The organism is Flavobacterium selenitireducens (genome assembly GCF_014748335.1).
Lineage (GTDB): Bacteria > Bacteroidota > Bacteroidia > Flavobacteriales > Flavobacteriaceae > Flavobacterium > Flavobacterium selenitireducens.
This window is the reverse complement of record NZ_JAAVIY010000017.1, coordinates 17,940-30,849: the sequence shown is the minus strand read 5'-3', so window position 1 is coordinate 30,849 and position 12,910 is coordinate 17,940. Positions and strand designations below refer to the sequence as shown.

At 48.4% G+C, this 12,910-nt stretch carries 13 protein-coding genes and 1 pseudogene; 7 read left to right on the top strand and 7 right to left on the bottom strand.

Annotation, left to right across the window (positions count from 1 at the left end; translation table 11 throughout):
* The first annotated feature begins 119 nt into the window (after positions 1 to 119).
* The 3 genes from HC229_RS15910 (at position 120) to rlmB (ending at position 4,060) form a co-directional block, all read left to right on the top strand.
* On the top strand, positions 120 to 1,139 hold the full coding sequence (locus HC229_RS15910; RefSeq protein ID WP_191021500.1) for an alpha/beta hydrolase: 1,020 nt from the start codon (positions 120 to 122) through the stop codon (positions 1,137 to 1,139).
* Positions 1,140 to 1,276: 137 nt separating this feature from the next.
* On the top strand, positions 1,277 to 2,944 hold the full coding sequence (locus HC229_RS15905; protein WP_191021499.1) for a BamA/TamA family outer membrane protein: 1,668 nt from the start codon (positions 1,277 to 1,279) through the stop codon (positions 2,942 to 2,944).
* A 351-nt stretch (positions 2,945 to 3,295) separates the two neighbouring features.
* A complete protein-coding gene (gene rlmB / locus HC229_RS15900) occupies positions 3,296 to 4,060 on the top strand; it encodes a 23S rRNA (guanosine(2251)-2'-O)-methyltransferase RlmB (RefSeq protein ID WP_191021498.1) in 765 nt (254 codons plus the stop codon).
* 364 nt (positions 4,061 to 4,424) lie between these two features.
* Here the strand turns inward: rlmB and HC229_RS15895 are convergent, their stop codons facing one another.
* Complete coding sequence (locus HC229_RS15895; protein ID WP_191021497.1) at positions 4,425 to 5,237, bottom strand: rhomboid family intramembrane serine protease; 813 nt, start codon at positions 5,235 to 5,237, stop codon at positions 4,425 to 4,427.
* Positions 5,238 to 5,434: 197 nt separating this feature from the next.
* Here HC229_RS15895 and HC229_RS15890 point away from each other — a divergent pair, with 197 nt between their 5' ends.
* Positions 5,435 to 6,712, top strand: a complete 1,278-nt coding sequence (locus HC229_RS15890; protein WP_191021496.1) for a replication-associated recombination protein A — start codon at positions 5,435 to 5,437, stop codon at positions 6,710 to 6,712.
* Here HC229_RS15890 and HC229_RS15885 read toward each other — a convergent pair.
* From HC229_RS15885 to radC, 3 genes are read right to left on the bottom strand one after another with little or no spacing between them, the layout of a single operon-like run.
* Positions 6,709 to 7,473, bottom strand: coding sequence for a hypothetical protein (locus HC229_RS15885; RefSeq protein ID WP_191021495.1), 765 nt, complete (start codon positions 7,471 to 7,473; stop codon positions 6,709 to 6,711). The two genes, HC229_RS15890 and HC229_RS15885, sit on opposite strands and share 4 nt — an antisense overlap.
* A complete protein-coding gene (locus HC229_RS15880) occupies positions 7,474 to 8,166 on the bottom strand; it encodes a YjjG family noncanonical pyrimidine nucleotidase (RefSeq protein WP_191021494.1) in 693 nt (230 codons plus the stop codon).
* 45 nt (positions 8,167 to 8,211) lie between these two features.
* Entirely contained in the window at positions 8,212 to 8,907 is a 696-nt protein-coding gene (gene radC, locus HC229_RS15875) for a RadC family protein (RefSeq protein WP_191021493.1), read from the bottom strand.
* A gap of 79 nt (positions 8,908 to 8,986) precedes the next feature.
* On the opposite strand from radC, the pseudogene HC229_RS16735 reads away from it, so the two are divergent.
* The 3 genes and pseudogenes from HC229_RS16735 to HC229_RS15865 form a co-directional block, all read left to right on the top strand.
* Positions 8,987 to 9,292 (top strand): annotated as a pseudogene (locus HC229_RS16735) (DUF1287 domain-containing protein); the annotation flags it as partial.
* A 58-nt stretch (positions 9,293 to 9,350) separates the two neighbouring features.
* Positions 9,351 to 9,563, top strand: a complete 213-nt coding sequence (locus HC229_RS16730; protein WP_332871668.1) for a DUF1287 domain-containing protein — start codon at positions 9,351 to 9,353, stop codon at positions 9,561 to 9,563.
* A gap of 44 nt (positions 9,564 to 9,607) precedes the next feature.
* Positions 9,608 to 9,880, top strand: a complete 273-nt coding sequence (locus HC229_RS15865) for a hypothetical protein (RefSeq protein WP_191021492.1) — start codon at positions 9,608 to 9,610, stop codon at positions 9,878 to 9,880.
* 1 nt (position 9,881) lies between these two features.
* Here the strand turns inward: HC229_RS15865 and HC229_RS15860 are convergent, their stop codons facing one another.
* The 3 genes from HC229_RS15860 to HC229_RS15850 all read right to left on the bottom strand — a co-directional run bounded on the left by HC229_RS15860 (position 9,882) and on the right by HC229_RS15850 (position 12,664).
* Positions 9,882 to 10,439 carry a YdeI/OmpD-associated family protein gene (locus tag HC229_RS15860; protein WP_191021491.1) on the bottom strand — a complete coding sequence of 186 codons (558 nt, stop codon included), beginning with the start codon at positions 10,437 to 10,439 and terminating at the stop codon, positions 9,882 to 9,884.
* A complete protein-coding gene (locus HC229_RS15855) occupies positions 10,439 to 11,797 on the bottom strand; it encodes a UDP-N-acetylmuramate--L-alanine ligase (protein ID WP_191021490.1) in 1,359 nt (452 codons plus the stop codon). The genes HC229_RS15860 and HC229_RS15855 overlap by 1 nt, the downstream gene beginning before the upstream one ends.
* Positions 11,798 to 12,013: 216 nt before the next feature.
* Positions 12,014 to 12,664: a tetratricopeptide repeat protein gene (locus tag HC229_RS15850; protein WP_191021489.1), complete on the bottom strand. Its 651-nt coding sequence runs from the start codon at positions 12,662 to 12,664 to the stop codon at positions 12,014 to 12,016.
* Positions 12,665 to 12,910: the final 246 nt, after the last annotated feature.

Genomic DNA, 12,910 nt, shown 5'->3' with positions numbered 1-12,910 from the left:
GGGCGGCCTGCGGCCGCCCCTAAACTTTAAAGGATGCCGCTTCCATCCTTCGCGCACGCGCAGTCCTCCTTCCCAAAAAACAAATTATCTTTACGCGTATCCAATTCCTTTCACACCGAATGACAAAACTACTCCAGCTCCTGTTCCTGTTCTCCTATATATATGTATCGGCTCAAACCTCAAAAGTCGTCGTCGAAAAAATCAATGCCGCGACTCTGGCGAATTCCGCAGGAGAAAACCCGGAACGCGAAATTTCGGTTTACCTTCCGCCTGGATACGATGCGTCCAAAAAACGCTATCCCGTCATTTATTATCTTCACGGGTTCCAGGCCAACCACATCATTACGCCCGAGATGCAAAACATCCTCGATTCCGCAATCGCGAAACATAAGATCAAGCCGTTCATTCTCGTGCAAGCCAACCACTTCACGTTGTTTGAAGGCAGTTTTTACACCAACTCGAGCCTCACGGGAAACTGGGCCGACTTCGAGGCGATCGAGCTTGTGCCCTACATCGACAAAAAATTCCGTACGATCGCCAACCGCGACTCCCGCGCGATCGCCGGTCATTCCATGGGCGGGCACGGCGCCCTGAAAATCGCGATGCTGCATCCGGAAATCTTCAGTTCGGTTTATGCCTTGAGTCCGGGCCTTCTCGCATTGGTCAAGGAATTCGGCCCGAACAGCGATTCGTACAAACAACTGCAAAACATCAAAAACCAGCAGCAACTCAACAAATCGTATGCTCCAAAAGTTCTGGTCGCCGTCGGTCGTGCGTTCAGCCCCAATCTAAACAACCCGCCGTTCTACTGCGACATGCCGTTCACATACGAAGGGGACAAACTAATCGTTGACGAAGTCATCCTTGCAAAATGGAACGAAAACCTTCCGGTGGAAATGATAGAAAAATACGCCGGAAATCTCAGGAAACTCAACGCCATCAAGCTCGATTGGGGACGAAACGACGCATCGCGCTTTCCGTTGCAATGCGGCATGTTTTCCCAAAAACTCGAAAACCTCGGCATCAATCATTATGCGGAAGAATACATAGGGGACCACGGCAACAAGATCTGGGCCGCCGACGGACGCGTATTCAGCGACCTGCTTCCGTTTTGCAACGACAATTTGCGGTTTGAGTAATTTCCCGGTTGCCGAAAACCGACAGGCCGACCATGCACGAATTGCTTAAAAGCACAACAATCCTTCGTTAATTCGTGGCTTCAAAAATCGGACGCAATATTAAAAGCCCGTATTTTGCGTTTGGATAAAAACTTCGCGTGAAAAACCTGATTGCTTTCCTGATTTTACTTGCCGGTTTTGCCGCACATTCGCAGCAACAGCTCGGCCTTGCGCTTTCAGGAAATGACGAGCGTGAGACCAAAATCATCGATTCCATCGGATACATCAAAAGTTTCCAGAACGCCAAGTCCATCGAATCCGAAGTTAAGGCGGTGTCGCAAAAACTGGAGCGAATGGGCTTTCTGTCATCGGAAATCGTCGGCAATTCCAAGGCGAACGACTCCACCTTCGCCTATAAATTCGCTTTGGGTTCGCGCACCAAAAACATCCACATATATATAGGTAAAGATCGCGATCTCAAAGCGTTGGCGTTCCCGACCGAAAAAGACACCATTTCCCTTCCTATCGAACAAACCGAGACCTATCTCAACAACGCATTGCAGGCACTCGAGAAAAAAGGCTATTCGCTGGCTAAGCTGCAACTGGTCAACCTGCGCAAAAAAGGCCTCTCGCTGCTCGCCGATCTCCGCATCGAAACCGGAAAGCAGCGCGTGGTGAACGACATCGTTTTTTCAGGTTACGACAAGATGCCGGAAGGCCACAAGCGCAACATCCGACGCCTTTACAAAAACAAGACGTTCAACCAGGAAACGCTCCAGAATTTGTACAACGACGTCGGGAAATACCGCTTCATCAACCAAACGAAATATCCTGAGATTTTATTTACGACCGATACGACAAAAGTTTACGTCTATGTCGAGAAGGCCAAGCCGTCGCGATTCGACGGATTGATCGGATTTGCCAACGACGAGCAAAGTTCCAAACTCGTTTTTAGCGGTTATCTTGATTTACTGCTCGTGAATTTCGTGAACACCGGAGAAGAATTTTCGCTTTATTGGAAGTCCGACGGGAAAGAACAGCGCACGTTCAACGCCTCTATCGAACTGCCTTACATCTTTAAATCGCGCTTCGGTCTCAAAGCCGCGCTCAACATCTTCAAACAAGATTCGACGTTCCAGAACACCAGGACGGCGATCGATATCGGCTATTATTTCAATTACAACACCCGTTTGTATCTCGGCTATCAATCAACGGAGTCGTCCGACATCCAAAACCAGAACAACTTTTCGATCAACGACTACAAAAACCGATTCGCCACGGCCAATCTCGACTTCGTAGATTTTAAGGTAGACGACTTCCTGTTTCCAGAAAAGACGCGATTATTCTTTAAAGCCGGCATCGGTTCCCGCGATTCGAACCTCCAAAAAAACGGACAGTTCTTTGCCGAAGCCAACCTGAGGCACAATTTCTACCTCAATGAAAAAAATGTCGTCAATGTTCGAAGCCTCAACTATTACCTGAGCAGCGATTCCTATATCATCAATGAATTGTATCGCTTCGGCGGCATCAATTCGATACGTGGATTCAACGAAAGCAGTCTGCAAGCGAACTTCCTGAGTTCAATCCTGACCGAATACCGTTATGTGCTCGCGCCCAATCTTTACGTGCATTCGATAATCGATTACGGATATTTTATAGACGAAACCTCCAACATGCGCGATTCGCTGCTCGGGCTCGGTTTCGGATTCGGCTTACAAACCAGAACCGGATTGCTCAATCTCGTCTACGCCAACGGAAGCACAGGCGACCAGGAAATCAAGTTATCGAATTCGATTGTGCATTTGAGTTTGAAGGCGAATTTTTAATTAGCGAATGGCTAATTAGCGAATTGGCGAATGTGGCAATTAGCGAATGCCAATTAGCGAATTAGCGAATGTGATAATTAGCGAATGCCAATTAGCGAATGTGGCAATTAGCGAATGCCAATTAGCGAATGGCGAATGTGGCAATTAGCGAATGCCCAACTAGCGAATTAGCGGATTAAATGAATGCTCAAACATGACACTTTAAATCCGTTCATCACGAAAACTCATTTCCAAATCTCCAAATTTCCAAATCTCCAAATTTCCAAATTTCCAAATTAACAAAAACACCCTTTTTCCAATCGCTAATTCGCTAATTCGCTAATTAATGAATTATCTAATTACCTTTGCCCCATGGAACAAGAATCACAAGAACAAATCCCGTCGAAAGAATCCCAGATTTTCGGCATTCGCGCCATACTCGAGGCGATTCGCAACAAGCAGGAAATCGATAAAGTTTTTATCCAGAAAGATGCGCAGGGCAACCTGATGCGCGATTTGATGGGCGCCCTTAAAAAAGAGAACATCAATTTTTCTTATGTTCCCGTAGAGAAGCTCAACAGGCTTACAAAACTCAACCATCAAGGCGCCATCGCGAGTATTTCTCCGGTAAAGTTCTATGATATGGAACAATTGATCACTGAAGTTTCCGAATCGGGAAAGACACCATTGTTCCTCATCCTCGACCAATTGAGTGACGCACGCAATTTCGGCGCCATCATCCGAACTGCCGAATGCACGGGCGTCAATGGAATTATCGTGCAAAAAGCCGGATCGGCTCCCGTCAATGGCGACACGGTCAAGACTTCGGCCGGTGCGGTCTTCAACATTCCGATCTGCAAAGTCGAGCACATCAAGGACGCGATTTTCTATCTCCAGGGATCGGGAATCAAAACCGTGGCCGCGACAGAAAAAACCGACAGCAGCATTTACGATATCAATTTCAACGAGGCTGTAGCGATCATCATGGGTTCGGAAGAACGCGGCATCAATCCGTCCGTACTCAAAATCGTGGACGAAAAAGCCAAGTTGCCGATGTTCGGGACAATTGGCTCGCTCAACGTGTCGGTCGCTTGCGGGGCGTTCCTGTACGAAGCCGTACGTCAGCGTACCGTTTAATTTGCCCATCAAGCTGATTCTCTTTATTGAACCATTAAGATAGTTAAGGGAATTAAGGCTGGAGCAATCAACTTGACTGATTTTTTTTTGAACCATTGAGATAGATAAAGGAAGTAAGGCAACCAATGCGCTTAACTGCCTTAATTCCCTTAATGGTTTAAATTTATGCGGCGACGCTTGATCTCGTTGCTGTCTTATTGCTGATAATCAAAATCTTATTTGTTCGAAGCCAATCCGGCTGTCCGCTTCCAGTCCTCGTTCCCGCCTCAAATTTTTGTAAAATTCCCGTCGGCTTCCGCTGGTCGCCCCGTGAATTTTCAAAAATAATGAGGCGTGAACTGCGGGCTAACCGCTTCCATCCGGGCTATGATTTCTGTTCCAAATCCACATTTTTTCCGGAATCGGGCTTTGCAATTTCCTGAATCTCCGGTATGAACGTATAGTGAATACGCAGCACATTACTGGATGTCTGGGTGAGTTCTTCCTGCGCTTCAAGCTCAGGTTCCGGCTTCGGCGGGTCGACAAAGTTTCCGTTCTCGTCGAATCTTCTCATGAAAGCGTCATCATCCGGATTGAAATCAGGGCGTTGCCAATCGTAGCGCACCATATCTTTGTATTGGGGCGTTTTATAGAGGATTGCAAACAGGAGTCCGCCGAGAAACCCACCCAAATGTCCCTCCCATGAGATGCGCTCCTCTATCCCGGGAAACACATACCAGATCATGCCTCCGTAACTCATGATCACAGCCAACGACAACGCGACCAAACGGTAATATCGGGTAAGAATACCTTTGAAAAAAATAAAGCTGAACAATACGTAAATCAACCCGCTGGCGCCCAAGTGGTAATCCTGACGACCAAAAACCCACGTAAAAGCTCCGGAGAACAGTATCCCGAAAAAAATCACTTTTAGCGAAAGCTCGCGATAAAAATAAATCAGGGCGGCCATCAAAATTACGAGAGGCACCGAGTTGTTGGTGATGTGTTCAAGGCTCCCGTGTAAAAAAGCGCTCGTAAAAATCCCGGGTAAGCCCTCGAAGGTTCGCGGCAATATGGCCAGGAAGTGCAAGTCGATGTTGAAATATTCCTCAACGCCGAAAATGCCCCAGATGATCGCCGCATACAAAAGCGGGAATACGATCACCGAAGGCGTATATTTAAAGTAATTGTCATTCATGAAAAGATGTGTTTACCCGACACGGCGGGGCTGGTTTGGTTGCCGGGCAGCTGTCAAAAATGCGACCAAAGGAAATGTAGTGAAATTTTGTCAGGTAGGGAACCTCGACGGCTTTGGAAGCCTTTGAGGTTTGAAATCCAGATTTAAACTTCAAATCATATAAAACTTCCAATCCACAAAACCTGTATTTTTGCACAATGGAAGCACCACTGGCAGAACGCATTCGTCCGCAAAAACTAGAAGACTACATCGCCCAGCGACACCTCATCGGGCCCGAAGGATCGCTCACCCAACAAATTGCCCGCGGTGTCGTGCCTTCCCTGATTTTTTGGGGCCCTCCCGGCACCGGAAAAACGACGCTGGCGCAAATCATTGCCGAAGAATCCAAACGGCCGTTTTATATCCTGAGCGCAATAAACGCAGGTGTGAAAGACATTCGCGACGTCATCGACAAAGCCAAACAGTCAGGCGGTTTGTTCACGGCGAAAAACCCGCTTTTGTTCATCGATGAGATCCATCGGTTCAGCAAATCCCAACAAGACTCGCTGCTGGCAGCCGTCGAAAAAGGTTGGATAACGTTGATCGGGGCCACGACCGAGAATCCGAGTTTTGAAGTTATTCCGGCTTTACTGTCGCGTTGTCAGGTTTATGTGCTCAACCCATTTTCGCGGGACGATCTCGAAGCGCTTTTACAACGTGCGATAAAGACAGATACCGTCCTTCGGACAAAAAAAATCAAGCTCAAAGAAACCGAGGCCTTGCTACGCCTTTCGGGTGGCGATGGCCGAAAATTGCTCAACGTCTTCGAGCTTGTGATCAACGCTACCGGAGGCGACGCGATTACGGTCACGAACGAAATGGTGCTCAAGATTGCCCAGCAAAACACCGTTTTGTACGACAAGACGGGCGAACAGCATTACGATATCGTGTCGGCTTTCATAAAATCGATAAGAGGAAGCGACCCGAATGGTGCGGTTTATTGGCTCGCCCGAATGATAGAAGGCGGAGAGGACGTAAAATTCATCGCGAGAAGAATGTTGATCCTCGCCAGTGAAGATATAGGGAATGCCAACCCGACGGCACTTGTGATCGCCAACAACACCTTTCAGGCGGTGACGACGATCGGATATCCCGAATCGCGAATCATCCTTAGCCAATGCGCCGTTTATCTTGCAACATCCCCAAAGAGCAACGCCAGTTATGAAGCGATAGGAAAAGCACAGCAATTAGTTAGGCAACACGGCAACCTGCCCGTCCCTTTGCATTTGCGCAATGCTCCTACGAAGTTGATGAAAGAACTGGGCTATGGAGATGAATACAAATATGCCCACAGTTACCACCACAATTTCGTCGATCAGAACTTCCTTCCCGATGAAATCAGCGGAACCAAAATCTACGAACCCGGGAACAATTCACGCGAGAACACTACCCGGGAATTTCTCAAGAACCGTTGGAAAAACCGGTATGACTATTAGAACTTGACCGTCACTTCTTCGGTCATCAATTTTCCGTCAACGTAGTATTCGAAGACCCATTTGCCTTTTCCTTTCGAAATCAAAGTGCCTACCTGGGCGTCTTTTTCGGCAAGGAAAACTTGTTCAGAGGAAGTTTTTTTAAGTTTGTACACCACTTTAGGTTCCGAATTCACCAATTGGAAGCCATTCTCGATCGGCTGGGCAAAAAGCGTGTTCTTGTCGACGACCACTTCTTCTTTTAAAGGCGAAGGCGCCGTTTTGAGCGTACTGGCCTGAACGCCCGAATTTCCGATTTGTCCGCGTATACCGTCTTTTCCGTTATGGGCATACGCTACGGTATCAAACGATTTGAAAGCTTCCCTGAGCGCCTGTCGGTAGGCGGTCTTATATTCTTTTTCCCGGCTTGAACCCGTCTCGGTGCGAAAAATCTCGTTGTTCATGCAGTCGCGCAAGGTAACGTTGATCTTGGTAATGAACATGTTGCTGTCTGCGATCACGTCGGCGAAAAGTTTGTTGCAATTGTCGCCGGCAGCTTCGGGCGGAAGCAAATCCGTATCGAAAAAAACGACGAATCCGTATTTTTCAAAGAACATTTTGGTGAACGTATTGAGTTGGTATTGATCAGGCGTCTTGAGGAAACTGAACTTGGACGGGACGATGACGAACTTATAATTGTTCATCGTCGACTGTGGTTCCGCGACGTCCTGAGCGCTGGCGCTAACGGCGATAATGAGCAGCAATGCCGAAAAAAACTTTTTCATTTAAAGGTAATTTTTTATTTCGATAAGATTAGATATCCGTTTGATGCCGTCGTGGGCGACGTCCGGGTTTTGGCAAAAAAAGATAGCGTCCATCCCGATGTTGAGCGCACCGTTTACGTCCGCATCGATACAATCGCCAATCATCACGCTATTTTCCTTTTGTGTCCCGGCCGATGCCAGGGCGTGTTCAAAGATAAGCGGATTCGGTTTCTTCACGCCGGCCGACTCGGAATTTGTGACCGTCGAAAAATAAGGCGCAAGGCCGGAATTCTCGATTTTACGCGCCTGGACTTCGCGAAATCCATTCGTAATGATATGCAATTTGTATTTTCCTTTCAGATATTCGAGAATTTCGAGCGTGCCCTCGAACAAATGGTTATTGTCGGGCAGGCATTCGATATATTCGGACGACACTCTCGCCACTAACTCATCCGAAATGGGATATCCTAAAATATCGAACGCTTTCCGGAAACGGCCAAAGCGCAATTCTTCGTGCGAAATCTCGTCTTTACGGTACTTTTCCCAATATTCGTGGTTGATCGGAATGTAAATTTCGAGGTAGGCATCGAGGTCAACCCTAATGCCAAGCTTGTCGAAAATACAGGCGAACGCTAAGGCGGAATTCTTTTCGAAGTCCCAAAGCGTGTGGTCAAGGTCAAAAAATACGTCGCGAATGATAGTTTGCGTAGTCATCGACGCAAATATAATGACATCGTCCCAATCAAAATGTTTGTGTAATCATAATATTCCCTCGTCGGCAAAACTAAGGTAAGCGTTCTCGGTCACGATCAAATGGTCGAGTACTTTTATGTCGAGGTTTTCGCCGGCTGATTTTAATTTGCGCGTAATCTGTCGGTCCGCCTCACTCGCCTTCAACGTCCCGGACGGATGATTGTGGCAAAGGATCACGCCCGTGGCGCCGTGCTGCAACGCAATTTTGAAAACAAGCCGGACATCCACGACCGTCCCTGTCATCCCGCCTTTGGACAACTGCGTTTTGTTGAGGATTTTGTTGGCGTTGTTCATGTACAAAATCCAAAATTCCTCGTGCGCGAGTTCCCCGATCAAAGGTTGCATCAGGACAAAAACATCATGGCTCGAGCTGATCTTAGCCAGCACCCGCGTTTCCGATTCGCGTTTGCGCCTTGCCAGTTCCATCGCGGCAGAAATCGCAACGGCTTTCGCCTCGCCAATACCTTTGTAGGCCGTAAGTTGTGCTAGTGTCAGACGGCTCAATTCGTTGAGATTGTTGCCGACGTTGGCCAGCATGCGCTTGCTGAGATCGACGGCGGTTTCAGTCCTGGTTCCGGATCCGATAAGGATGGCGATGAGTTCGGCGTCGCTTAGCGCGGACTTGCCTTTGAGGATCATTTTTTCGCGAGGACGGTCGTCATCAGACCAAAAACGCATAGGGAAAGAAGTAGTTTCAGACATGGCGTATAAATATTTAAATGGCGTTGAAATAAGATTTGGCGCCAATGCGTTAAACGGTTTGGAACCAAGCCTCTAATTTATGAAAATCTTCTTGACGTTGTTTCTCTACTTTATTTTTTTGACGGTACCCGACAAGGATTTCCCGACGCGCCTTTCCGACGCCGCGATTTCCATAATCGACGCCAAGGTCAGGTACGACGGGACTTATACCAAAATTTCGTATCCGATGGGAGACGTCGAAAAGTCGAAAGGCGTATGCACCGACGTCATCATCCGGTCCTACCGGAAACTCGGAATCGACTTACAGAAAGAAGTCCATGAAGACATGAGCGCCCATTTCGCGAAATATCCGACGAGGTGGAAACTAAAAAAACCGGACACCAACATCGACCACAGGCGCGTGCCCAACCTGGAAGTTTTTTTTCTCGCGCAAAGGCAAGCAATTGGCGGTCTCGCAAAAAGCGTCCGACTACAAAACCGGCGATCTCGTCACCTGGATGATCGACGGCAAATTGCCCCATATCGGCATCGTGACGGATCGCAAAACACCAGACGGAAAACGCCCGCTCGTCGTACACAATGTCGGAAGCGGGCAAGTTCTCGAAGATTGCCTGTTCCGATACGAAATCGCAGGGCATTTCACTTATAAAAAATAGGCTGTTTTTCGGCTTTTGCTATATTTGCGCCAGAAAATCCCCGCATGCGCGTTTTTAAATCCATCTCCGGAATATTGTTGCTGACGCTGGCCGCGCTATTGTCGTTTGGAACGATAATGGGTGTGTTCAACGCCGTTTCGGACATCATGCAACAGCCCGAGGGTTCGGAAAAACGAAGTATTCCTTACGCCATTGGCACGTTGCTCGGCTTTGCGATTTTTGTCGCGATCATTTACTTCCTGATGAAATTTGGACTGAAACTGTTGCGCAAAAAAGCCGATGTCAAGGAATCCCTCGATGATATCGGTCGCGAATAAGTCACTGCAGCCGCTTCCCTTTCTCGCTTTCGGCTATCGCCTTTTCCAGACGGGAACGCCTTGTCTTGTCCTGTTTTGCGCTGATGACCCAATGCGTGATCACTTTTCTATAGGAAGGTGGTTGGGCCGAGAAAAATGCCCAAGCTTTTTCGTTCTGCCGAAAGCGTTCTTCCAGTTCCGCATCGAACGCTACCGATTCTGTTTCGTGCGAATAGATGTTCGATCTGGCTTCGGTGCGCTTTGCAAACGCTTTTTCGCCTTCGGGCCGCATCAGTCCGGCTTTCGTAAGTTCCTCCATTTTGCCGATGTTGACCGCGCTCCATATGCTCGTAGGCTTTCGCGGCGTGAACCGGATCGAGTAACTTTCGGAATCTATCGACTTCCTGACGCCGTCTATCCATCCGAAGCACAACGCCTGGTCTACAGATTCCGGCCACGATATCGACGGTTTACCGCTTCCGACCTTGTAAAACCCGACAAGCAATTCCGTTTTTGAATCGTGATTGCGCTCGAGCCATTTCCTGAAGTCGGACGGCGTCTCAAAAAACGTCGGCTCCATCAAATCAAAGTCTTGATCTCATCGAAATTCAATCCGCCGTAATTTCCGGAGCTCATAAGCAACAATGCGATCCCTTCCGTATCGAATTTCAAACCGAACAAATATTCCTTGAACGCCTCCGGATTCGTGTAAATGACAAGGTCGTCCCGCTTGAACGCATCGGCGATCTGCTCGGCCGAAATGTCGTCCAGACGCTTGATCTTAACCGCATCGGGCGAATAAAATACGACGGCCACGTCTGCGGCATCGAGAGCGCCCTCGTATTGCGACAAAAATTCAGGATTCAGCGAACTGTAAGTGTGTAGCTCGAGACAAGCCACGAGTTTGCGATCCGGATATTGCTCTTTGACAGCCTTTGTGGTCGCGGCAACTTTGCTAGGGGAATGGGCAAAATCCTTGTAGGCCACATTCGTTGCATTCTCGGCTATTTTCTCGAGTCGTTTGGATGCGCCTTTGAAAGTGGCGATCGCTTCGTAAAAATCAGCTTCGTCGACGCCCATTGCCTGGCAGATCCATTTAGCGCCGGCGAGATTGTTCAGGTTGTGTTTCCCGAAAACTTCTATCGGCATCGGGCCTTCGGGCGTCTGCAACAGCGTTTTGCCATTTTCGACGGTATAATCGGGTGTTTCGTAGGCGATTTTGCGTATCGGATTCGTCGCCGCTTCGGATACTTTCCTGACTTCGGGATCTTCGGAATTGTAAACGAGCATGCCGCCGTTGGTTATTTTTTGGATGAAAATCTCGAACTGTTCGACGTAATTCTCAAACGTCGGAAACACGTTGATGTGATCCCACGCAATTCCGGAAATCAGCGCGATATTGGGTTGGTACAAATGGAATTTCGGACGCAGATCGGAAGGGGACGACAAATACTCGTCTCCTTCGAGCACGATAAAATCGTTGTCGTCGGTGAGATGCACCATGGTGTCGAAGCCTTCGAGCTGGGCGCCCACCATATAATCGACCTCGCGATTGTTGTAGTGCATGACGTGCAGGATCATCGAGGTGATCGTGGTTTTACCGTGGGATCCGCCAATGACGACGCGTGTCTTGTGCTTCGATTGCTCGTACAGAAATTCCGGATACGAATAAATCGTCAGTCCCAATTCCTGGGCCTTGAGCAGCTCCGGATTGTCCGCCTTTGCGTGCATGCCGAGGATCACGGCCTCAATATCCGACGTTATTTTTTCGGGAAACCAACCCATTTCGGCGGGAAGCAGGCCTCGTTTTTCAAGGCGCGACTTCGACGGCTCGAAAATGGCATCGTCGCTACCGGTTACGTGATATCCTTTTGAGTGGAGTGCGAGCGCAAGATTGTGCATGGCGGCGCCTCCTATGGCAATGAAGTGGGTACGCATTTGGTTGATGGTTGTTAGTTGATAGTTGGTAGTTGATGGTTGTTAGTTGATAGTTGATAGTTGATAGTTGGTAGTTGATAGTTGGTAGTTGATGGTTGGTAGTTGATAGTTGATAGTTGATAGTTGATAGTTGGTAGTTGATGGTTGACGGTTGGTAGTTGATGGTTGACGGTTGACAGTTGATGGTTGTATCAAAGCGGGCAGCGGGATTCGGGTTTATCGGTTTTTTGTTTTGGCTCGGATTGCGTCGAGTTTCTTCTTCGTGTTTGCTGAATTTCCGATGGAATGCGCTTTCAGATAGTGCTTTTCGGCATTTTCATATCGCCCGAAATACTCCTCGATGCGACCCTTGGCAAGATAATGATCTACGGGTGAAAGTCGCGACAATTCGTTCGCGTATTTGTGCGCTTGTGATTCGCTTCCTCCAAAAATTCCCGGAACCTGCAAATAGTACTCGACGAGCGCCCATCTGGCCGCGACATGTCTTGGGTTAAGCACAATCGCCTTTTCGAAACAGGCGCGCACCTCTCCTATCATACCCAATGCTTTGAGTTTGTTCGCCTGCGCAGCCTGCATCGCCAGGGCACCTCCGTATTTGTAGTGCCCTTCGGCATCTGACGGGCGCAATTGGGTAAGGCGTTGGTAGTAGCGTGCGGCTTGCGGCCAGTTTGCCAAATGGCTGTCTACATCGCCAAGACGTTCGACGAACAGGGCGTCCGACGGTTCCGAATGGTGCAATTTCAGATACAGGACGCGCGCCTCGGCATATTTCCCATCGTCGAAAAGCTGTTGCGCATTTGTAGCCTCCGGTTGACCAAAGGCCGAAACGGAACAAATCAGCAACAAAACGATCAGTGGAAACGGCATGTTCTGGCAATTGGTTCCCAAAAATAGAAAAATCCCTAAAATTAGGGATGTTCCAGCATGGGATAATGCACGTACTTTGTCGATAATTCCCCTTCCCAAATCTACGTCAAGTGCGGTCGCCAAATGCGATTTTCACTCCTTGAACGGTTCGTTTTTTCCGACGAACAACACCTCTTTTTTGCCTTGGAAGCCCTGATATCGTTGGTTTTATGAAAGTATTCGGCTATCGGGTGCGTCAAAAAATAC